Annotated in this window: 18 protein-coding genes; all 18 read right to left on the minus strand. The window is 35.0% G+C overall.

Annotation, left to right across the window (positions count from 1 at the left end):
* Positions 1-48: 48 nt before the first annotated feature.
* Entirely contained in the window at positions 49-975 is a 927-nt protein-coding gene (locus BUB82_RS10990) for a type I restriction endonuclease (RefSeq protein ID WP_073193677.1), read from the minus strand.
* The gene (locus tag BUB82_RS10995) at positions 976-2514 is read right to left on the minus strand and encodes a Fic family protein (protein WP_073193678.1); all 1539 of its coding nucleotides are present in this window, start codon (positions 2512-2514) and stop codon (positions 976-978) included.
* 411 nt (positions 2515-2925) lie between these two features.
* Positions 2926-3474: a hypothetical protein gene (locus tag BUB82_RS11000; RefSeq protein WP_073193679.1), complete on the minus strand. Its 549-nt coding sequence runs from the start codon at positions 3472-3474 to the stop codon at positions 2926-2928.
* Positions 3456-3803 (minus strand): hypothetical protein, encoded by a 348-nt coding sequence (locus BUB82_RS11005; RefSeq protein WP_143185686.1) that lies wholly within the window; start codon positions 3801-3803, stop codon positions 3456-3458. Before BUB82_RS11005 ends, BUB82_RS11000 begins: the two co-directional genes overlap by 19 nt.
* Positions 3804-3856: 53 nt before the next feature.
* Positions 3857-5185, minus strand: a complete 1329-nt coding sequence (locus BUB82_RS11010; RefSeq protein ID WP_073193693.1) for a restriction endonuclease subunit S — start codon at positions 5183-5185, stop codon at positions 3857-3859.
* Between the two features lies 1 nt (position 5186).
* On the minus strand, positions 5187-5807 hold the full coding sequence (locus BUB82_RS11705) for a GIY-YIG nuclease family protein (protein WP_200796300.1): 621 nt from the start codon (positions 5805-5807) through the stop codon (positions 5187-5189).
* 1 nt (position 5808) lies between these two features.
* Positions 5809-7377, minus strand: a complete 1569-nt coding sequence (locus tag BUB82_RS11020; RefSeq protein WP_073193681.1) for a type I restriction-modification system subunit M — start codon at positions 7375-7377, stop codon at positions 5809-5811.
* Positions 7378-8086: 709 nt separating this feature from the next.
* The gene (locus tag BUB82_RS11025; protein ID WP_073193682.1) at positions 8087-9208 is read right to left on the minus strand and encodes a PepSY-associated TM helix domain-containing protein; all 1122 of its coding nucleotides are present in this window, start codon (positions 9206-9208) and stop codon (positions 8087-8089) included.
* A 59-nt stretch (positions 9209-9267) separates the two neighbouring features.
* The gene (locus BUB82_RS11030) at positions 9268-11691 is read right to left on the minus strand and encodes a TonB-dependent receptor (RefSeq protein WP_073193683.1); all 2424 of its coding nucleotides are present in this window, start codon (positions 11689-11691) and stop codon (positions 9268-9270) included.
* Between the two features lie 835 nt (positions 11692-12526).
* The gene (locus BUB82_RS11035) at positions 12527-13450 is read right to left on the minus strand and encodes a PD40 domain-containing protein (protein WP_083574526.1); all 924 of its coding nucleotides are present in this window, start codon (positions 13448-13450) and stop codon (positions 12527-12529) included.
* Positions 13451-13452: 2 nt separating this feature from the next.
* Positions 13453-14256 carry a hypothetical protein gene (locus tag BUB82_RS11040; protein ID WP_073193685.1) on the minus strand — a complete coding sequence of 268 codons (804 nt, stop codon included), beginning with the start codon at positions 14254-14256 and terminating at the stop codon, positions 13453-13455.
* A 17-nt stretch (positions 14257-14273) separates the two neighbouring features.
* Positions 14274-15071 carry a hypothetical protein gene (locus BUB82_RS11045; RefSeq protein WP_143185687.1) on the minus strand — a complete coding sequence of 266 codons (798 nt, stop codon included), beginning with the start codon at positions 15069-15071 and terminating at the stop codon, positions 14274-14276.
* A gap of 12 nt (positions 15072-15083) precedes the next feature.
* Positions 15084-16304 (minus strand): hypothetical protein, encoded by a 1221-nt coding sequence (locus BUB82_RS11050; protein ID WP_073193687.1) that lies wholly within the window; start codon positions 16302-16304, stop codon positions 15084-15086.
* Positions 16305-16322: 18 nt separating this feature from the next.
* Positions 16323-19025, minus strand: coding sequence for an FtsX-like permease family protein (locus BUB82_RS11055; RefSeq protein WP_083574527.1), 2703 nt, complete (start codon positions 19023-19025; stop codon positions 16323-16325).
* A 4-nt stretch (positions 19026-19029) separates the two neighbouring features.
* Entirely contained in the window at positions 19030-19386 is a 357-nt protein-coding gene (locus tag BUB82_RS11060; RefSeq protein ID WP_073193689.1) for a PadR family transcriptional regulator, read from the minus strand.
* A gap of 3 nt (positions 19387-19389) precedes the next feature.
* Positions 19390-20076: an ABC transporter ATP-binding protein gene (locus BUB82_RS11065; protein ID WP_200796301.1), complete on the minus strand. Its 687-nt coding sequence runs from the start codon at positions 20074-20076 to the stop codon at positions 19390-19392.
* 8 nt (positions 20077-20084) lie between these two features.
* Positions 20085-21332 carry an efflux RND transporter periplasmic adaptor subunit gene (locus BUB82_RS11070; RefSeq protein ID WP_073193691.1) on the minus strand — a complete coding sequence of 416 codons (1248 nt, stop codon included), beginning with the start codon at positions 21330-21332 and terminating at the stop codon, positions 20085-20087.
* Between the two features lie 835 nt (positions 21333-22167).
* Positions 22168-23478: a tyrosine-type recombinase/integrase gene (locus BUB82_RS11075; protein ID WP_073193692.1), complete on the minus strand. Its 1311-nt coding sequence runs from the start codon at positions 23476-23478 to the stop codon at positions 22168-22170.
* Positions 23479-24237: the final 759 nt, after the last annotated feature.

Raw genomic sequence — 24237 nt, forward strand, 5'->3', positions numbered from 1 at the left:
TTAAATAGCAAAACGAAAAAAACGAAATAATTACGCTCTATAAAAAACCTATTGGTAACACCGCATAACCGCAATTACGGCTGATTCGACCACAAACACGACTTTAGTCACTTCAGGAATGTCTTTGATGATCTGGCTGGCTTTAAACGATGTCAAGGTTTTACCTGAACCTGTGGTATGCCAGATATAGCCGTTTTTAGTTGAGTTTTTGACGCGATCAATCAATTTTTCGGTGGCATAATACTGGTAAGGCCGCAATGCCATTAAAATGCGATCGGTTTCGGCCAGGACGATGTACTGACTAATAAACTTCGACAATTGGCAGGGCTCTAAAAAGCTATCGGTAAAGGCTGAAAGTTGGGTAATTTTTGAATTATCTTCTTTAGCCCAGTAGAAGCTTTGCTTAAAGTTGAGTGCTTTAAGTCGATTATTGGCAAAATACTTGGTATTAACGCCATTAGATATGACAAAGAGCTGCACCAATTGAAATAAACCCGAACCTGTTCCAAACGAATGACTTTTATAACGTAAGATTTGGCGATGCGCTTCGGCCATTTCACAACCGCGACGTTTGAGTTCTATTTGAACCAATGGTAAGCCGTTGATAAGTATAGTAACATCATATCGGTTTTCATATTTACCGTTGATGGTGATTTGATGCGTGACCTGAAATTGATTTTTGCACCAAGCTTGTGTATTTAAAAAGTCAAAATACTGTACATCGCCGTTATCAAGCTCGATTTGTTGTTTTTGGCGTATCAATTTAGACCGCTCAAACACCGAACCTTTATTGAGAATATTGAGTACCCGTTGAAACTCTGTTGATGACCATTGCACACCATTGTGTTTCTCTAACTGCTGTTTTAGATTAGCTAATAATTCTGCTTCGTTTTTAATGACTAGCCGTTGATAGCCTAAACCTTGTAATTGTTTAAGGAGTTGTTCTTCTAATGCTGCTTCGCTTTGTCGTGTCATTTATACGTCTAAAAAGATTTTATTATAATGTTCTTGTATTGCTTTTACTTCATTTTCAGTTAATGCAGAAAATTCCTTATTCAATGCTCGTTTTGAAAGTATGCCTTCATTTTGTTCTAAAAAACGCACCAAGGTAGCGAGCAGTTTATCGGGCATTTCAAAATTTTCATCTATAAAAGCTTTAAACTCGTCATACTTCAACAAATAATTCACTTCTTCTGGAATAATTCGGTTGAGTGTATCGCTAACACAATCATACAAAAATTCGGCTTGTTTGGTGGCATCAAAATAACGATAAAAATCAATAGTTTCATTGACCACTTTCACATTATGGTCTGAAGTTGCTTCCCATTCAATAACATCTAATAAAGGATGCGAATAACTTTCTAGCACCTTTCTATAATCTTCGATATGGTCTAGAATTGAAGCCGAAATTGGAAAAATAACGCCTTGCTTTGTAAATCTTTTTTTGGCTAAGATATGATGAATTATGTATCGGTGTAAACGACCATTACCATCTTGAAATGGATGTATAAATACCATACCAAATGCTATGGCAGCTGCCGCAAGTACTGCATCAAAGCCTTCATCTTGCATGCGTTGGTTGGCCTTTACTAAGCCATTTAATAGCGATAATAAATCTTCTTCTTTAGCAGAAATATGCGCTGGAATAGGTTCGCCCGTAAGCCGATCATGTTCGCCTACAAAACCACCTTCTTTTCTTAAACCTAGCTTTACAAATCGAGCATTTTCTATAATAATTTGCTGTAAACGTTCTAACTCTTCTATGCTTAGTGGTTTACTTCCAGCTTGGCCAATGGCTTTTCCCCAGCGTATGGCTCTGTTTGTTCCAGGATTTTCTTGCTCTATGCTAAAGGATGCTTTAGAATCTTTTAAAAGCAAAAATGAAGAGGCACGTTGCAGAATAGACGTTTGAAAATTGGCTAAATACTTGTTTTTTTGCTTAGCTAATTGGGCGTTGATGTAAGCTTCTAATTTATCGGTTTTATAGATTAACGGACAAAATTCTCTTGTGCCTGGCAGGTTGTTAATAATTCTATGCCGCGCTGAATTTGTCCCGGTTATGGCATATTGTAGTTTTTGGTCTAGTAAGGGTACATAATTACCTGTTTTTAAATCTGGTATGTCTAACTGTTCGTTTAGCAACCACTCATACAAAAACCAAAGTTTTCTGCTGTACTGACCCAGTGCTTCTGAAGTAATCATGTTGGTAATATGATCTTTATCAATATGCGTAAATAGGGTTTTAATCAATAAAAGATTAATTCCTTCATACTTTAAAGCAAATACCAATTGTTTGTATAAATTATCTTCGGGTGTGTGTCTTGGGGTTAAGACTTGCCAAGCTGACGTACTGTAACGGCGATTTTTTTTACTTATTAAAGCCAGTTTTTGAGGTAATGGCACTTGAAGCTGATGCGCTTCTATAATAGCAGCATAACCCACTAACAAACCAGGTTCTGGCGCTTGTCTTCCGTGAAAATTATGTATGCTGAATGAATATTGCTTATTATTCATGCTTAAAAATGAAAAACATTTATTTTCAAATGTAGCTGAAAAATGATTACAACAAGTGAAAAACACTTATTATTTTACTGAAATATGAAAAGTACTTAAAAATGTAATGAAGTATTTTTGGTGTAAAGTTTTTTTTAAATTAAAAAATCATGTGGCCTTATGGTAAGTGGTTTTTGCTAAACATGGTGTGCATTTAAAGTGTTAGCAAAACTAAGATATAAAAAAAGACACACCCTGGGACGCTGTTCTTATGGGTAAGCGTGGTGTGTACTGTTGCCGCAAATATAGTTTTGCTTTTTATATCTGTAAAAATTTTAACTTTTTTAAGTTATAAACAACTGGTTTTAAACATATAACAAAAGTCTATTTAAATTTTCTAAAGGCTTGAATGAATTGATAAATTCCAAAACCTTATTGATTATTTTTTTTATGATTTTTTATCTCTAAGTCCAGAATTGGCATTAATGACTTATATGAAAATCTATCTACATCTGTTCTTTCCTCACCAAATAGACTTTCAATATACCAGAAATAATCCTGAAGATATTCGCTTAAAAGTTTAAAGTCTTTTGATTTTATATAATGTTCATTTCTACTAAGGTCAAAATGGCCAATATATGTATCTCTTATTTCTTCAATATTTAGTTGTTTATACTTTTTCTTTATTTTTTTTGAAATACTTACTGCCTTTAAAAAATTGTCTTTTTTATCAATTAGTTTATTACTGAACAATAAAGCTTTTAGATTGTCTAAACTATATGACTCATCATTTTTAATAAGCTTATAAAGTATTAATACTGAATCATTTTGTACTAAATGATACAAACGTAAAAGATGATTAATATTTATTAGTTCCTTACGTCTAAATACCGCATAAGCTTCCATGTAGTCAACATTGTGCTTTAAAGTCATAATCAAAACACCTTGTGTTTGTATGATTTTTAAGAGATGTTTTTCCATTTTATAACTTGTTCTTTAAGTTCAATTAAAAATTTTGAATTTATCAATGTAGGTTTACGATTGTGTTTAATGTCATAATCACTAGATAAATAAACATCTCCATTTCCCTTGTGTAAAGCCTGAACAGTATGAATTATAGAATTGAATTTATTACGATCTTCTGTCTTTGGAATTAGTTTTAAATCAAAGCACTTTCTTAACAATGTAGAAATAATAGTCAAAGAAATTTCTTTTAATGTCCCATTTTTTGTGTTTACTTCAGCTAGGTCTAAAAAAGATAGATAAGTTTCAATTTCTTCTTCAACCCTTTTTAAGTAGAGATTACGCATTTGGATAAACTCTTTTTTTTCATTAAATACATGCTTTTGAGTATCCTCCATCCCTACACAAACATTTTCTGCAACAAGCCCTTTTTAAAGCTTTGGGTTTGCTCTAATTGTGCTTGTGTGTGCGTTATTTTTTGGTCGATGCTACTTAAAAAATTAGCGATTTTGGTTTGTTCTTTCAGAGTTGGGAGCTTTGTCTTTAACTTGATGAAATTTGATTTAGAAATATTAAACCTAGTACTTCCCTGAGCTAACGGTATTATTTTTTTTCTAAAGGAATGACTTCTAAATAAATATCTTGCATAAAAAGGACTAATTATGTTTTTATCAAGTCTGTAACCAAAACAAAAACTATTTAAGTAAATCGTTTCTTCAACACTACTTAAAAATACTGATGCTGTTGCAATTTCGTCAGGAGTTTCAGATGATACAGTAAAAAAGATATCACCAAATTCTACTTTATTTTGTTTTTCACTTTCGTTTATACTTACTTCACCACATTCAAGTATGTCAATTTTCGAGTTGTCAAAAATTTGCTTGTACTGAATGTACTTGTAACCTTCCCCAAAATCATCCTTTTTCTTCCCAGATAAGCCACTGTATGTATTACCTATTTCCCCCAACTTCTTCTCTTCCCAATCTGGAAAATCACAGCCATCATCTTGCCCTTCGGCTCCGCTCAGGCCGCGCTTAGAGCGTATCTGTTGTACTTGCTCTTTGCCTCCGCTCAGGCCGCGCTTAAAGCGAATCTCCTGACTAAAGAGCTGTTGCATCACGCCTTTTTTGTAGGTCTCTAAAGCCGACACTTTTTGTTGGAGTAAGTCGATTTTACGATCGACTTGGCTTAAAAAATCGGCTATTTTTTGTTGTTCGAGGAGAGAAGGAAAATATATCTTAAAATCTCCTATACTTTTGAAGTTCAAACCTTCTCTACCACTTCCTGTCATTGATCTAAAAATGAGCTTTTGCCCTTTATAAGAACTTAAATATGGCTGTAAAAAATAAGGTTGATCCTTTTTTAATCTGATTATCGAAACATGTTGATTTATATTTCCTTCATCAAAACTATTTGGTACAACACAGCTTCTACCGATAGATCCTCCTGTAATATTAAGTAAAATATCATTCCTTTTGACTTTACTACTTTTCATTTCTAGGTGAACAGATCCTGGAATGTGTGTTTCATCAAGTATCAGTGAATTATTATTTACATTCTGACTTCTAATAAAAGGTATTCCAGCACTTGTGTAAATTTCACTACCACCTCTAGGTGTCTTTCCGCTACCAATTTTAGAAGTTATACTACCTAATTGCTTCTTCATCCATTCCCCTTCAAATTCAGGAAAGCGTAATTCAGGGACCTTGGTTTTAGTTGAAGTTTTCATTTTAGTTTTGGGTTTCAAGGTTGTTTCGGCTCCGCTCAACAACCGTTTTAGCGTTTCTATCTTTCGTTGACTGAGCAGAATCGAAGGCAACCGTTTTAGAATCTTTTTCACACGTTGAATGAGCGGAGTCGAAGGCAACCGTTTTAGAATCTTTTTCACACGTAGACTGACCGGAGTCGAAGGCAACCGCATTGTCGTTTTCGAGTAGATCATTTTGGCTCCGCTCAACAACCGTTTTAGCGTTTCTATCTTTCGTTGACTGAGCGGAGTCGAAGGCAACCGTTTTAGAATCTTTTTCACACGTTGACTGAACGGAGCCGAAGGCAACGTGCGACGTCTCATTCAAACATTTTGCTAAATCATGCAGTTTTTCGGGAAAACCATTTATTAGTGCTTCTTTCTTTTTTCTGCTCCAACCTTGTATTTGTTTCTCTCTGTAAAAGGCTTCATCTATTCTACTAAAGGTTTCAAAATAAACCAATTTAACAGGCAAATGCTTTTTGGTATGATTTGCGCCATCGCCGTTTTGATGCTGTTGCAAACGCCTTTCTAAATTTTTGGTGCTTCCAGTGTAATAACTTCCATTACTACATTCTAAAATATACATATATCCTTTAATCATCTTAAAATGGCGTGTTTATATTCAACTCCTGGCAATAGCTTTCAATTTCTTTATCTACTTTACTGATGTCTTGGTTCAGTTGCTTCAATTCTTGACTAACAGCGTCTAAATCTATAGGTTCTTCTTCTTCAAAAGTATCTACATAACGGGGAATGTTTAGGTTGTAGTCGTTTTCTTCCACTTCTCCTAAAGTCGCGACATACGCGTATTTATCTACATTCTCACGGGTTTGATAGGTGCTGATGATTTTATTGACATGTTCTTCCGTCAGGTAATTTTGGGTTTTTACCTTTTCAAATTCCTGAGACGCATCAATAAATACAATATTTTGATCGTGTGGGCGGCATTTTTTAAAGACCATAATACAAGTCGGGATGCTGGTGCCGTAAAAAATATTAGCGGGTAAACCAATTACGGCATCGAGTTCGTTTTTTTCTTTGATGATAAACTCACGAATATGGCCTTCGGCTGCGCCACGAAATAAGGCGCCATGTGGTAAAACTACCGCCATGGTACCTTGCTCGTCGAGATGATACAACATGTGTTGCACAAAAGCATAGTCGGCTTTTGATTTGGGTGCGAGTTTACCGTAATGGCTAAAGCGTTCATCGCCTAAAAACAAGTCGTTAGCCGTCCACTTCGCTGAAAATGGCGGATTGGCGACAATAGCTTCAAACTTTTGGTCAAAATGCTGTGGTTTCTCTAAGGTATCTTCCTGGCGTATGTCAAAACGCTTGTAATGCACATCGTGAAGAATCATGTTCATGCGTGCTAAGTTGTAAGTGGTGCGGTTGAGTTCTTGTCCGTAGAACTGAGCGACATTGGTTTCTTTAGCCACACGCAACAAGAGCGAACTACTCCCACAAGTCGGGTCGTAAACCGATTTTATTTTTTCTTTACCAAGGGTAACGAGTTTAGCTAAAACTTTAGAGACTTGTTGTGGGGTGTAAAACTCACCTGCTTTTTTTCCTGCTCCACTGGCAAATTGCGCAATTAAATATTCGTAAGCATCGCCTAAGACATCGCTTTCGGTGTCTTGTAATTTAAAGTCAATTTTATCTAAATGTGCCAAGACTTTAGCAATTAACGAGTTTCTGGCATCAACGGTTTTTCCTAATTTGGTGGAGTTGAGATCTAAATCTTCAAACAAATTCCCAAAATCGTCTTCAGAATCGGTTCCCATGGTACTTTGCTCAATATTATTGAGAATAGCCGTTAAATCTTCAATAATAAAATTGCTTTGGTCAACGGCTTGTTTATTGCCACGTTTAGCAATTTCAGAAAACAACTCGTTAGGCATTAAAAAGTAACCTAATTTTCCTAAAGCTTCTTCTCGCACCGCTTCTAAGTATTCAGCATCAGCTGAATTATTGGCATCTAAATTAATAAAATGAAGTCCATCATCGCTCAATAATTCATCAGCGTAGATGTGCATTTTTTCAGATAAGTACTTAAAGAAAATAAAGCCTAATATATAATCTCTAAACTCATCGGCATCCATTTTGCCACGGAGTTCGTTGGCAATATTCCACAATTGGGTTTCGAGTTGTTTTTTATGATCTTCAGACATGCTTAAGGATTATTTTTTTGAATATCTAAAACTAATTAAACTAACTTTATCACACAAATTAAAATAGCTTAAGTTTTGAGTATCCGAAATAAAGGAATTTAAGGCTTACTTTATTGAAGTCGCCATAAAAACATCAAGATTAAGTTAATCAATAAGCTGCTCGTTTAAAGTGATGATTTATTGAAAATGAAGACTAATTGAAGTCACCAAAAATGATTTTATTATTGAAATTGTTATTTACTCACTTGTACCCTTTTACACACCTTTACATACCTTTTTAAACCGCTTTAGGTGTTTTTTTATGACTGATTGTGTTTAGTCATGATATGTTCATAACATTTTGTGATGCTTTGTGTAAATTTCATGAAAAAAGAGATTATTTTATTTAAATTACTGTTTTACAGTGATTTAAAAATAAAAAAATAACTTATCATTGAACGAGCTTCAACTAAAAGTTTCATGTTAATATATTTCAATGGCTTCAATGGTTTGAACAATGGATTTCTGTAATTTTAGTTTAAATTGACCATTGATACCGTTGATAGCTTGTTGTTACTCAAAGAATTTTTGATGTCTAATTTACAACAACACTCATAGGTTTTTATACTTAGGTTTGTTTTAACATGTTATGTAATACTCTTTTTGCTTGAATATAGACTTAGGGTTAAAGTGAGTGGCATGGTAATTTGTGTATTACATTTAATACTCTTTAAAACTTTTTCTTTTTATAATTCCGTCCGTACCATAATAACACTCCAGTTACAGGTAAACTTGCTGTTAGTAAACTCACGACAAACACAATAATTTTTCCTGCAACACCACCAATTGCTCCGATGTGTATGTCGTAATTCATTCGCTGAATTTTGTCTGCTACTTTTGCATTTTCGTATTTTCCATAAATACTTGGTGTTTCTATTTCCTCTAAAGTGTTTTGGTCAAAAAACCTAAAATCTGAATCGTAATAAATTCCTTTGCTATTTGAGACTTCAACGTAAATACTTTCGTCTACTGTTTCGGGATAGTGCAATTCAAAGCTTTCTGCATTTGGGTTTTCTTTTATAAGTTTAGCAATTAAATAGTCCATTGGAACTTTACTTTCTCTATCTTCAATTTCGCTTTGATTTTCAGGAATAATAAAAGCAGGAACTTTTTCGCCGCCTGTTGATTTGTAAACTACATATTTCAACCAATTGTAAGACATCATTGAACCTGTAAAAGCTAAAATTAATGCGAGTGAACAGATGTAAAAGCCAACAACCGTGTGCAAATCAAAGTTTTTACGTTTCCAGCGTGTTGTTTTTTTCCAATCAAATTTTAAACGTTGTTTTAAGTTTTTACGTTTTTTGGGTAACCATAGTATAAATCCTGAAATAATGATTGCTATAAATATTAAAATAGAAGCCCCAACAACTTGTTCACCAATAGTCTTAGGCAACCAAAGTCTCATGTGACCTTTTAGAATAAATGCAAAAAAACCTGAAAGATGATTATCAACTTGAATCACTTCCCCTGAATATGGGTTTAAGAAAACGCTTTGATAGAATTCTGGTTCAGCATCATAGAAAATTACTTCAATTGCATCGTCTTCTTTTTTAAATAAAGTACCGTGAACCGTATTATTTGGAAATACATCTTTTGCTAATTCCTTTGCTTGTGTTGGTGTTAAAATTGCTTTGTCTTGTGGTGTAACTTTTTTATAGTCATCATACAGGCTTTCAATTTCATCTTTAAACGCCCAACAACAACCAGTTATAGAAACGATAAAAACTACTAAACCAGTTGTTAAACCTAAATATTTATGTAATTGAAATATGATTTTTTTAGCTGACATTATTTAAAATTTAAAAAAGAGCAACTTTAGTAAAAAATTGCTCTTTCCCAATTAACTAATTAAAATTTATACGAAATGTTTGCCAATAATGCTCTAGGCTGTTGAGGATTTATAGTTGTCCAACCTTTGTAATATTCTTTGTTAAAAGCATTGTTTAGCTTTAAGCCAATTCTGTATTTATCAGCTTGGTAAAAAACAGAGGCGTTTGCAATCGTGTAACTTGGTAAAATAAATTCACCTGTCGATACGTAGTTTATCGCAAAGCGTTCACTAGCGCCGTTAAACCCTAACCCAAAACCAAAACCATTAAAGGTTCCATCTTGAAATTCATAAGTTGTCCAAAAATTATATAGCGTTTCTGGTCCTGCCTCAAGTGGTCTTTTGTTTAATATTTCAGTATTATCAGTTTCAATTGTTTCACTATCGTTATTACTAAAACCAGCTCTTATATTTAAACCTTTTATTGGATTGGCATTAATTTCAATTTCAAAGCCTTTACTTAGCACTTCACCACCTTGAATTTTGTTGAAAGGCGATGAAGGATCGGTTATTACACGATCTTTAACTTTAATATCATAGTAACTAATCGTGGCATTTAAGCGATTATTAAAGAGATTTGTTTTAATACCAAATTCTAATTGGTTTGCCTGTTCTGGATCAAAGGTTTTTAAAGTTTGTGGTCCATCTTCAGGATTGCCAACTAACTGAGGTGCAACATTGGTGAAACCATTCTGGTAGTTCCCAAAAACAGATAATTTGTCTTTTATAGGTTGATAAACGACACCAAATTTAGGTGATAAAGTAGTTTGGTCATAATCATCGTCAAGAATTGCTAAATCGCCTTCATTATCAAAATGATCTAATCGTAAACCTATCATTGCGGAAAGATTATCTGTAAAATTGATGACATCAGACGCATATAAACTGTAGATGTGGTATTTTGATTTCACATTACTAACACCTTGTGATGCTAAGGCAGCATCAACTCCCGAAGTTGAAAGTGGATATGAGTCATCCTCTATACCTGGTGTAAAAGGATTATCGCCATTAGAACCACCATCTGGCGTAACATTTCCATAAAATGCATATCCAGTGCTGTTATTTGTTTGTGTTTCATTGAAATAATCTACACCAATAACCAGTCTATTTCTTAGTGAAGCAATTTTGAAATCTCCAATAAAATTCTGTTGAATATCGGTTGTTTGTGTATTTGCATTCTGTTTATTGATAAAACGAGTATACGTATTACCCTCTAAAATACCGTAGTCAAATAAGTAGGAATAGTAACCTTTTGTAGAAGTTGAGCTTTTGGAAAGTAAGGTTTGCGATCGCCAGGTATCCGATAACTTATAATCCATTTCAATTCTGTAATTCTGTGTTGGATTTTGCAATGTTAAATCGTTACTAGTAAACGACAACTTATTATTGTAGTTAAGTTCATCAAGATTCGATGCTGCCGTTGGAGCACTTCTATTTAGAAATAAAAAGGTTGGATTGGTTTGCTCTGCTTGGGTTATTTCTCCGTAAAAAGAAAATGAAAGCCTGTTGTTTACCTTATATGATAATGATGGTGCAATAAAAAAAGATTTTCTAAAACCAGCATCTTGAAAACTTTGTTCTGTAGTATAAGCTGTGTTTAATCTGAAATATAAATTATCTTCTTTACTTAAAGCGGTATTGAAATCTCCGACAATTTGATTAAGTCCGTAAGATCCAGAAGTAAAAGATAATTCGCCACCAGTTCCTACATACGGTTTTTTGGTAACTACATTTATAAGTCCACCATAAGAGCTTACTGCATTTCCGAACAAAGTTGCAGAGGGACCTTTTAGTACTTCAATACGCTCAATGTTTGCAGGGTTTATCGTTCCATTTGTTAAACCTGGAAGTCCATTTACCAATTGTGGTTGAACAGAAAATCCACGAAGCGAATAATATCCAGCACCGTCGCCACCACGACCAGTTGAAGTCCAAAGTTGTTCAACACCTGTTGCGTTTTTTAACGCATCGTCAAAATTTGTAACAATTTGTGATTTTAGAATTTCATTAGTAACTGTACTATAAACTTGTGAATTTTCGATATCCTTTAAAGGGAGTTTTGAAACATAAGCAGTTTTCCTTCTTGAAAACTTGTTACGACGTTCACCATTTATAATAACCTCGCTTAAAATTTCATTTCCTTCATAGAGGGTAATTGTTCCTAAATTTTTGTTTTGATTGTTTATAACTGAAAGTTGAATTTCTCTGGTTTTAAAACCTATGTAAGAAATTAAAAGCGTGTAATCGCCATTTTCCAAATTTGAGATTTTAAATTCGCCATTTTTATTTGTTTGTGTACCTATTGTTGTGTCTTTAAAATAAACATTCACTCCATATAAAGGTGCTTGATTGTTATCCTTTACAGTTCCAGATACTGTGCCATTTTGTGCTAAAGCAATATTTGTTAGCATTACTAAGGTTAAAAATGATAATAGGTTTTTCATTTGTATTTGTTTAGACTTAATATAAATAGTAATTTTTCCGCAAAAATATATAAGTCTATTAATGTAACCAAGTTATTTATAACAAATCTAAATAATAATTTTTAATAGTCTGATTTTCTGATATTAGTAGGATGACTTCTTGCTTTAAAGACAAAAATTAACGAGTTTAAACATATTATTCCGTATTTATTTTGAAACTTTATAACTAATTAAAGTTTAAACTGACATACATTGTTGGTAGTTGGTTGGATGTTTTATTTAAAATTTGATTCAACTTCTTACTTTTAAATTTATCGAAGTCACCAAAAATAATCTTGTTCTTGTAATTGTTATTTACACACTTGTACCCTTTTACACACCTTTACACACCTTTTTAAACCGCTTTAGGCGTTTTTTTATGACTGATTGTGTTTAGTCATGATATGTTCATGACATTTTGTGATGCTTTGTGTAAATTTCATAAAATGTAAGAATTTTTTTACCTAAGTATTTGTTTTTCTAGGCTTTATGAAATACATATCTTTTATATTAATAAAATCAAGTGAGTTTTAACCTGTTAGTGATTCAAAATAATACATTTCTCTAAAAACTTTTGCGTAAGGTTTGTCCTTGCTTAATCGTACGTCCGACCCTCGTAATCCATAGTGTTCAAATTTAATCATCAAGCTGTCTTTTATGTAAATTTTCATTTGAATGTTTATAAGTTATTATATAATGACAACAGGTGAATAGGAAATAATACGCTAATTATTTACAGAAAAAGAAAGTAAGTGGTAGTTATAATATTAATATTTTCAAGCTAAACTTTTAAACTTCTTAAAATGAAAAAGCAAATTTAGGTTTGATTAAAAACTTTAATATGACTAGTTTTTATTACATAAATATTACGATTCTCAAGCGTATCCGACTTGGAAGTTAGTCGGTCGGAAACGAAAAATAAATATTTTCCGTCGGGACTAACGAATGGACTGGTGTCATTGCCATTTGTGTTAATTAAATTGCCCAGGTTTTTTGGCCTTGTCCAGCTGTCATCTTTTCGCTTAGAAATATAAATATCCTCTTTGCCGTAGCCATCATCTTTGCCATAAACGGCAAAAAGCATATAATTTTTATTGGGATGGATAAAGGGATTATTTTCGCCTTTATAATTTTCAAAAAGCATTTTGTCTGCATCTTGTGGTTCTGCCATATGTAGATTGTTATCGATTTGAGACTTAAAAAAATACATGCCTGAACCTCTTTGGTAAGCCCAGTAGTAGAACGTACCATCAGAGGCCAGTGTTCCTCGCTTTTCGCTCATTTTGGGCGTGGATGTCAGCCGTTTGGCGTTGGTCCAGCCGGAAGATTGACTAACGACAAAAAATTCATCCGCTGGCTTAGGCTCACCTTTCAAATCATCGGTTCGGTCTGAAGTAAAGATGAGATGCTTTCCATCCGGACTCATGCTCACATGCCCTTCGTCATAGTTTTCAGTTTCAAAAGGCGCAGGTTTAGGTTGGGTCCAGCCTGACTTGGTTCGGGTTGAGATCGCAACACCGGCTTTGCCGTCACCTCTATCGGTCGTGTGAAAGAAAATGGTATCGCCCTCAATCGTAAAGGCAAAATTATAGATATCTGCTGAGAAACGCGAGAGTTTTCCTTCTCCCAACATCTGTAAGTTATCAGAAGGATTAACCCAGTCAAAGGGTTGATTTGCCTTTTTTGTACAGCTTGCAAAAATCAAATAAATAAGTAAAAGGCTATATTTTGTTTTAATCATAATTATTTTTCTTTGATCATTTCCATGATGTATTTTTTCTGGTATAACTTCAATCGAGCCGTTTTAGCAACCAGAAACGAAATTTCATTCTCGTTATAGTAGGTGATCACATTACTCATAGGAATTTCTTCCAAAACCTCAGGCGCTGACCACTGTCCCTCATCGTTTTTGATGGAAAAGTGAATACCCTGATTGGTATCATCTTTTACACCGTGCTGGGCAAAGATCATAGTCTTGTCGTTTAACAAAAGCGGCGAATAAGCTACCGCATTCTTCCGATCGGGATGAATCATCTGTGGTTTTTGATATCGGCCATTTTCGAATTTTGAGTAAAGCAAACCACCCTCAGCTCTGTTTTCGCGAACATAGGTGTAATAGTAAAAATCCTGATTATCGTCCATAAAGTAGTAATACATGTTATCGACGAAAAGCGCTTCAGAAATCAACACTGGAGCACCAATATCGTCAGGGCTATTGTATTTTCGCTTGGCGGTGTAGAATTTTCCCGATACCTCATCTCGGTAATTATGAACTAAATAGGCTCCATCTTTGAAAAACACCGAACGATTTGGCCGTTGAGAACTCAGGGTATCGATGTTGATTTTTCCTTCAGGTTTGGTAATCACCATTAAATATTGAGGCTTTTCTCTGCTCCAGCTGGTGGAAATCAATATATCGCCTTCAGGATGAAAGCTGATGGTCGTTGGAATAATTTTTAGTGAATCCAATAAACGATTGACCTCTTCCTGTGCGCAGAGGCTTGTGTTTAAAATGATTAATAATATGAGTAATATGGTCTTTTTCATAGCTTAATATTTAAAATTTATATGGTTTTATCAATAGCCTTTCGAATGGTATTTTGGCTATAACGCTCAATTCGCCTGGTTTTAGCATTGATATAGATTAGATTGCCATCCGAGTCAAACCCCAAGCTCCAGCCGTAGGGCATGTCTTCGATTTTGATTGGTTTTGCCCAAGTATTGTCTGTTTTCTTACTGACGTAGATGCCGTTGGTGCTTTGGTCATCTTCCCCGTGCATCGCCATCAGCATGGTGCTTTTATCTAAAAGCAATGGTGAAAACGGCACTAAATCTGGCCTTTTTGGAATAAGTAGTTTAGCTTCGCTATACTTGCCGTCTTTTTGTTTAAGCACGAGGTAAATCCCTTTTGGGCTTTTGGAGTAGGAGTAGAAGTATACATTGTCATCTTTATCGACCATAAAGTAGGTCAGCGATTCTAATCCTGTGAACGCTCTAAAATCCGTAGGCTCACCTAACTCGCCGTTTTTGTAAGGTCGCATGTAGGTTTTTCGAACATCCTGTATGGTATCTGCAAAAGCATAAAGCAGGTGATCACCATCGTTGGACAATTTTGAAATATTTAAATAAAAGCCGTAATCCAGCGTATCGATTTTGGCTTCAGTTCGAGAAACTGGTGTGATCTTGACCAATTCAGGTGTACCCGATTCTATAGGTTTTGTGGACAAAAACCATTCACCATCCGAATGCTGACTGATCATATTGGGATACAGCTTGTATTTGTCCAGATAGGTGTTGATATTCTGTGATGTTACGAAATTCATGATGAGTAAACTGATGCTTAGTAGTATCGTTTTTTTCAAGGTTCTTTATTTTTAATTAAAAAATGGCTCCAATTCTTCCAACTCATTGACGGCTATACGGTAAATCTGAATTTTTCCGCGAAAGCCCGAATTGAAGTACAGGTATTTTCCCTGCGGGTCTATTCTTCCGGCGTAGGACCAGGTGAAATCACGATTGACCGGCGCGCTTAACTTTTGGGGTGTCGACCAGACGTCTGCTTGTTTTGTGCTGATATACAATTGGTCCGGTGTGCCTTTTTCTCGATTGTTTTTATGGAAAATGATAAAGCGTCGGTCATAGTCCATAAACACACCGGCTTCGGCTTCTTCGGTGTTGATATCCTGGTCAAAAACACCAACTTCATAAGAGCCGTCGTCTTGAAGTTTAGCCAGGTAAATATCTGCTCTACCGGATTTTTCTACACCTTCAACTTTGCCGTAACTCGTTAAAACGATATCGTCATTTTCAGCCATCCAAGGGAAAATGTCGTAAGAGTCGGTATTGATACTTTCCGGAAGTGGGCTGATGTTTCCAATTTCAGTTGGGGTTTTTAATTCCAAAAAGTAATAATCGCCTCCACCCTGATGCGGTAGGCTGTCTGTTAGAGGTTGACCGTGACCGATTAATCGTTGTTTGTCAGCCGAAATACCAATAGAATAAAATTCCCATAGGGTTCTGTCGTAGTTGACTTTTGTGGTTTGCCAGGTGTTACCGTCAAGTTCAGCCAGGTAAATGTCCTTTTCACTCGTCACATAAATACGATCTGCTGAAACTGGCGTTGCCCAGGCGACTGAATTAAAATCCCTATCGAATTGCAGTGGTGTAAAGTCTCTGCTTTCGACTAAAGATTTACGGACTGAAGTGTTGGTCTGCTTCATCTCCACATCGTATTCTTTCCTCAGGAAAGTGAACTTTCCCTTCCAGACAGAGTCTTTTTGTTGAAGTCTGAGTCTATTGGTATATCCGTGGAAATAGGCCGTGTCTGAAGCGGTGCTATCCAGGGCGATGGGTGAATCGTAAGACTTAAAATCGCTTTGCATATAGCCGTAAACCATATCATCCGTACCGGTAACAAGTTCAATTTTAAACTCAATGTCGGTGGAATCTGTTTGTAAAGTGAGATCGTAAGTGCCTTTCCAATAGTCTTTACTCTTTTTTAGTTCAGGGCGATCCTTTGCTTTATCACAACTGCTGATTGTTAAAAGGCATAAATACATTCCTAACAATAGCGAAGTTTTAATTATAGAATTCATATACTTGATTTTTAATTATTATTGATCCACTTGCAATGTTTTTACCGGAACGGCTCTCACCACTTTGAGTGTAATTAAACTCACCGCAAGAGCAGAAATAAAAATGGTAATCAATGCCGCCCAAATGAAGACCAGACCGCTGAGTTCTATGCGATAAGCAAAACTGTCAAGCCAGGTTGATACGCCGTAATAGGTAAGCGGTGCGGCAATAAGAATGGCAATGACCAATAGCCAGACATATTCTTTGTTGAATCGCTTGATGAGTTGAAAATAATTAGCACCCAATATTTTTCTAATGCCAATTTCTTTTTGCTTGAGGGTGGTGAGGTAGGTGGTAAGCGCGATTAACCCTAGAACCGCTACAAAAAATGCAACCACGCTAAAGAGGATACAAATGCTACCCAGTCGGCGTTCTTTTTTGTAAAGTTCATTGATGTTTTGAGACAGATAACTGCTGTAGAAGGCTTTGTCTAAATTCAACTTTTTGTAAGCTGCTTTCACCTGAGCCATCAACTGTGCAGTGTTGGAAGTGTCGAAACCTATCGCCGCCCAGCGAACATTTTCAGGGTCTTTGTAGGCCGTGATGAACATTGGCGTAACTTCTTCACGAAGTGAAAACATATTGATGTCCTTAAAAAACCCACCGATTTCAAAAGGGAAGCCCACTTCTCCAGTGTCTTCATCGGTATATTCAGGTTCTTCAATGATGCGTCTTTGCAGTAGTTCTTCAGCCGTTAGATTAAAACGGTTCATCAATTTCTGCTTAAGCGTTTCATTAATGATGACAATAGATTTTGGTGCTTTCTCCGGATTTTCAATAATTTCCGGAATGCTGGTTTCAATATCCAGCATTTTAACTGATTCGTAGGTCAGGTAAATATCGTAGGCATCGTCAAAAACTTCATCGGTTTGACCGAGTTTATAAGTGGTTTGGTTAAACGGACTTCTGCCCAACGGACTGCCAGTGCCGACATCAGTGACGCCGGGAATTTGAAGGACTTCATTCTTAAAGGTTTTATAGACATCGGCGTCTTCGCCAAGGTTCACATACACCAGCGCATCGCGGTCAAAGCCCAAATCTGCGTTTTGGATGTATTTCAACTGTTGATTGACATAAAGCGTTAAACTGCACAAGCCGATCAATAAGGTGAATTGAAACGTAATGATGGCTTTTCTCGTGGTTATTCCCGAACCTCCATTTTGGACTAAGTTGCCTTTGAACAGGCGAATAATTTTCTTTTTTCCGAGATAAAGCGCCGGGTACATGCCCGATAATATCCCAATCAAAAGTGCAATACCGAAGAAATAACTCCAGATTTTAAGGTCTGAGGTTTGGTTACCCCATAATTCTACGTTCATAAAACTATTGAATTCCGGAATCAGTAATTTTAAACCCAAATACACCAGGGGAATACTCAGCAAACTTAATAAAAGAGACTCGGCTGAAAACTGCTTGACAATCTGTGGTTTTTTTGCACCAAAGAGTTTACGCATGCCGATTTCCCTGGTTCTGGAGGCATTCATTGCGATGGAGAGGTTGGTGTAATTAGATACCGTGAGCAATAAAATGATGCCGGAAATAATGCCAAAAATGTATAAATAAGTTTTGTCTCCCGGTGGTTTCAGTTCGTAAAGCATATTGGAATTCAGGTGAATGTCCGTCAGGTTTTGAACGATGTTTCCATTAAATAATTCACTCGTAGATAAAGGCGTGTTGATTTTGTCCATATTAGCATCCAGTCGACTTGCAATCTCTTCAGGACTTAAATTGTCGGCGACCTCAATGTAGGTACGACTGCCCCAATAATTAATTTTTTCAACGTGAAGCGCCAGGCTAAAATCGTAGTGGGACGTGCTCGGGATATCTTCAATTACGCCCGAAATTACAAAGGCTTCATCATTGTAATTCAGGTCTTTACCTATAATTTCCTGATTAGCCCAGTCTTCACCAAAAAACCGCTCCGCTTCTGATGCTGTCAGAACAGCTGAATTTAACTGACTGCTAAAGCTCGTTGTATTTCCCTGTATGAATGTCCAGTTGAAATACTCAAAAAAGCGTTTTGGCGTGTTGGTTTCCAAAAGGTTTTCAACTGACAGTTCCTTATTATTTATAGTCACCAATTCCGGTAAACCAAAGGTATAAAACTGACAGGCTGTTTTAATGTCCGGTATGTCCTGAATCGCATTGATTTGTTTCAGTTGCTCCTCTCGAGGCGCGCCGTAATAGCCGTCAAAGCTGTAAACGCTGTATTTCTGGGAGCGAAACTCTCTGCCCAGACGGTATTTGTTTTCTGTATTTTCGTGAAAGGTGTCAAAGCTGGTTTCGTAATCTATATAAAGAATGGCTAAAAGCGTAAACAATAGTCCGATTACCAGAGATAAGAAATTAATGGCGTTATAAAATTTCTTTCTGGTCAGGTGTCTGATGCTGGTTTTAATATAATTAGGAAGCAAAATAAATAGTTTTGGGTGTTGAGAAAATTGAAACTTTCGTCGTGAAGTGACTTTATGATATTCTCCACAGGTGCTTTCTAAGCAAGGCGAAACAGCCTCTTTAGCTTTGCGGAAAGCGTCTTCCTTGGAATACCCGGCAATGAGATAATCATCATAGCGGTCATACAAGGACGCCACGAGCTCCTCTGCAAACCCGGGTTCGATAGAAGGATTACTAAGCAATTGCTTGCGCCAGTCCTTTACAGCTTGTTCTATACGGAATGCCATAGGTTTACTTAATTGAAATATTAGCGAGTTCGGTCTCGGGTTTGCTCCAAAGTGCTCGCATCACCTGGTCTACATTCTTCCATTGGTTTTGCTCTTTTTCAAGAGCTTTTACACCTTCAGCCGTGATTTGATAGTACTTTCGTTTTCTGCCGTTGTCGCGCTTCACCCATTTGGACTGAATTAAATTTTCTTTTTCCATGCGGTGTAAAACCGGGTAAAGCATCGCATCCGTCCACTGGAGTTCACCATCAGACAGGCGTTCTACTTCCTTAATAATCTGATAGCCGTAGTTTTCTCCATAAGATAATATGGAGAGTAATAGAGGCTTAGTTGATGCGGCAACAAGTTGTTTAGTGATCATAAGTTATGCGTTTTGAAGTTGTTGTTCGTGTTGTAAAATCTGGCCGTCAAAGAGTTCTATCTGGCGTTCGGCATAGCTGGCATCATGCGCGGAATGTGTAACCATAATTAAAGTGGTTCCTTCGTTGTGCAGTTTTTGCAAAATGGCCATTACCGCTTCGCTGTTTTTGGAGTCCAGGTTTCCGGTGGGCTCATCAGCCAAAACCATTTTTGGTTGCGTCACAACAGCACGAGCAATGGCGACGCGCTGTTGCTGACCGCCGGACAATTGCTGAGGAAAATGATCTTTGCGATGAGCCATTTCAAGATCATTCAACACGGCTTCGACCCTCTCTTTTCTGGACTTGGGTTTCACGCCTAAATATAGAAGTGGCAACTCAATATTTTCGTAAGCGGTAAGTTCATCAATCAGGTTAAACGACTGAAAAATAAAACTTACATTGCCTTTCCTGAGTTTGGTGCGTTCTGATTCATTCATTTCATGAATGGGTTGTTCATTAAAAAAATACTGGCCTTTGGAGCAGACATCTATCATACCCAGAATATTGAGTAGTGTCGATTTTCCACTGCCTGAAGGTCCCATGATGGACAAAAACTCACCCTGATTAATGTCTAAACTGAGGTTGTTCAAAGCCGAGGTTTCCAGCTTATCGGTGTAATGGTATTTGTACACATGTTGTAATGAAATCAATGGTTTTGTCATGATTTTTTAATTTCTAAAGTGTTATAATTCATATAATTGTCGTAATTGGAGATGATGACTTTTTCGCCTTGCTTCAGGCCTTTGGTCACTTCGTAATAATCTTCGTTTTGTTGTCCGATCTCGATTGGCCGTCTTTCCGCCACACCATTTTTGAACACAAAAATCCATTGCCCGCCGGTATTGCTGTAAAATTGTCCTTTAGGTATGACCAACGCTTTTTTGGGTTTGGATAGATTGAGCTTTACCCGTAAAGTCTGACCGTTGTACAAGGTGTCCTGAAGAGAACCATCAAAGGCTATTTCAATTTTAAAATCACCGTCAACCACGCCGGGATATTTTTTGTCTATGCGGATTGGATAAGATTGCTTATTAATTTTGATGGTACCCTCTAAGCCATTCTTGATGCTGTTGATGTAGAGTTCATCTACAAAGGCTTCAATTTTTGGTGGTGTGATGTCATAAATAATGCCGATGCGTTGCCCTTCATTAATCAATTGCCCCGGTGAAAATTCAAACTCACTGAGTTTGCCGTTCATCGGTGAAGTAATACAAAGTTTATCGAGTATGTTTTGTACGGCGACCAGATTTTGAGTCAGACGGACTTCAGAATCATCAATTTGCTTGAGCTGACTTTCTCTGGCGATGGAGTCAGTACGATAGACTTTTTGCAATATCGACTGTCGTTTTCTGAGGTACTGATAGCGTTTTGTGATTTCTTCAAAATCCTGTTTAGCAATAACTTTTTTATCGAAAAGGATTTTGTTTCTTTCATAGCGTCTCTTTTGAACACTCAGTTCGTAATTAACTTCTTCGATTTGCTGTTTTTGACTGAGATCGTTCTGGTTTAATAAAATTCGAGTTTGGCGTTGGGTGTTGAGTTGCTCCAGCAATTGAGATTCCCGCTGAAGCACTTCCAATTGTAAATCGGAATTGGACAACAGCATAATAGTGTCTCCATATTTTAAATCTTCTCCAGACATGGCTATAATTTTTTCGACCGTACCAGATTCGCTGGCATCTATAAACGTCTGTTTGTTGGGAATGACTTCGCCGGTTACGGTGATGCCCTCTTTAAAATTGGTTTGTGTGACTTCGGCTACTTCAATTTCACTATACTTTACTAGGCCGGAAGATCCCTTATCTGCACTGTAGGCCAGCCAGGATAACCCGATTAAAGCGATGACGCCAAGGCTTATCCCGATGGGTTTTTTGAGTTTAGAATTCGATTGAATTTGCTTATCCATATACCTAATGCTATTAGGCAATATTATACATAATGTTATTAGGTAATATAAAAGTTTTTATTTTTTAACATTTTATATAGAGTTATTTAAAAGCTTTAATATGATTACTTTTTACGTAAATATTAGGATAGAATAAAATACACTATACTATTTTAAGTAATCAAAATGAATTAATTTAAGTGGCTACTTAAAGAAGATAAAAATTAAGTACTTAGGAGTTTAGTCTTTAAACTTAGCCTATTAAAACTTTTGTTTGTGCTTTAATATGAATTAGATATAGTCGAATTTTGTTAAATTTATCTGTATAAACAAAAATCTAAAAGCAACTTTATCACGCAAATTAAAATAGCTTAAGTTTTGAGTATCTGAAATAAAGGAATTTAAGGCTTACTTTATTGAAGTCGCCATAACAACATCAAGATTGAGTTGATCAATAAGCTGCTCGTTTAAAGTGATGACTTATTAAAATGAAGACTAATTGAAGTCACCAAAAATGATTCTATTATTGAAATTGTTATTTACACACTTGTACCCTTTTGTACACCTTTACACACCTTTTTAAACCGCTTTAGGTGTTTTTTTATGACTGATTGTGTTTAGTCATGATATGGTCATGACATTTTGTGATGCTTTGTGTGAATTTCATAAAAAAAGAGATTATTTTATTTAAGTTACTGTTTTACAGTGATTTAAAAATAAAAAAACATAACTTATCATTGAACGAACTTCAACTAAAAGTTTCATGTTGATATATTTCAATGGCTTCAATGGTTAGAACAATGGCTTTGTATAATTTTAGTTTAAATTGACCATTGATACCGTTGATAGCTTGTTGTTACTCGAAGAATTTTTGATGTCTAATTTTATTCAGCCTGTCTTTAGATGAAGCTTTTATGTACTTATAAAATGTTTTTTCTGACTTGTGTCCTGAAATGTGCATAATATCCAGTGTATCCATTCCAGATTTATAAGCATTCGTGCAAAAAGATCGTCTACAAGTATGTGAAGCAACGCTCAAGTATTTAGGCTTACCTTCAAACTCTTCTACTATTTTAGCTTCTTTACAAATCAATTTAATAAACTTATTGAATTTTTGACTTGATATTTTTTTAGGAAATTCACCTTTATTTTTTTCTAAAACTTGACGAACATCATTAGAAGTTGGTATTAAAACTAAACCTTTTGTTTTGCTTGTTTCAACCTTGATTATTTGATACTCTTCTTTAGTATTTTTATCATATTCAGTCTCTAAGTTCTTTGAAGTTAAACTTGATAAATCACCATAACGTAGACCTGTTTTACAACCTATGATAAACCAGTCTTTTACTCTAATTAAAGCATCTTTAGTTGGTGGTGTGTCGTGCTTATTAAATATTTCTGGATGATCATTAATATTTAAACTTACATCATCAACATTAAGGTTCTTTATTGTATCTATTTCACTTTCATTTAAATAAACATTATCAACATCTTCTCTAGTAACTGTGAAACCTGACTTTTTAAAATCTAAATTTTGATGGAAGTCTCTTTCATAAGCGTCGTTCATTATTACTATGAGGTTTTTTATAACAACACCAGTATAATTTAATGAATACTCTTTAGTGTCTCTTAAAAACTTAAACAGTTCTGAATGTAAATCAAGATTAACATCGTTAAACTCGATAAACCCATAATGTCTCTGAAATTCTTCTATTCGTTTTTTTGAGCTTTTTAAAGTTTTTAAAGTCCCTTTACCGTAAACTGAATTTGTTTTTGGTCTAGGATGTTTTGAATAATAATCAATATACCAATCAAAGTAGTCTATTAAACCAGTATTTTTTGAAGTATTTACTTTATTTCTATTGTAAAATTTATCAAGGTCTCTTTTTATAATATCATTATTAAGATGATCTTCTCTTGATAAGTAGCTTGATGCCAACTTTTCAGCATAATTTAATAAACTTATTAATTCGTTATTGATTTCATCAGCATTTGGAATTTGATCTGAAATTTTTACTTTCCTGTTCCTTTTATCCCATTGTTTAGCATCACTCAATGTATATTTTGTAGAATGTCTAAATCTTTTTTTTCTACCATAATTAAAATTCAATAGAATTTTAGCAGTTCCTTTCGGATTTTTTCTAATCGATAAATTTACAGATGCCATAATTGAATTTTAAAAAATATGTGTCGCCATATGTGTCGCCCAAATATAATAAACATTAAATATCAGTTAATAACAAAGTAAAGAAAATCTACAACCAAGTCACTATCAACTTGATTAAAGTATTAAATATCAATTATTTAAATAAAATCAATTAGTGCGATTACATTAAAATATATCAAAATCTATAAACCTAAAAGTTATCCTGTCGCGATCACGGAAAGCCAAAACCCGTATCAATACTGGGTTTTGGCTTCTTTTTTATAAATAATCTAAGGTTTATACCATTCTATTATATATTTAATGATAGCCTTAGAAATTTGATTTAAAACTATAATTTTCAACACTAGACTTTAGTTATTAACTAGATGACGTCTGAATCATTCAACAGATGTCAGTTAGATAAAATCATTTAATTCATCTAGTGTCTCATCTTAAGTTAACACTTTAGCTTAATTGAGATAGCATTACTTTCAATTGATGTCACATTTAAAACAACACTAATAAGTTTTTAAATACTTAGGTTTGTTTTATTAACTTATAATATCGATTTGTATAATTAATGTACAAAACTTTTATTTTTAATGTACATTATTTATGTATTTAATGTACATTATTTATGCATTTAATGTGCTTTATTTATTTATTTAATGTACATTAATTAATAAATTATAAGTCATCAAATTCAATTTTTAAGCTAAGCGTATACAAAATTAGCCTATAATACATTTTAATACATATAATATGCATCCTTATCTTATT

It is taken from the genome of Psychroflexus salarius (genome assembly GCF_900129035.1).
Classification (GTDB): domain Bacteria; phylum Bacteroidota; class Bacteroidia; order Flavobacteriales; family Flavobacteriaceae; genus Psychroflexus; species Psychroflexus salarius.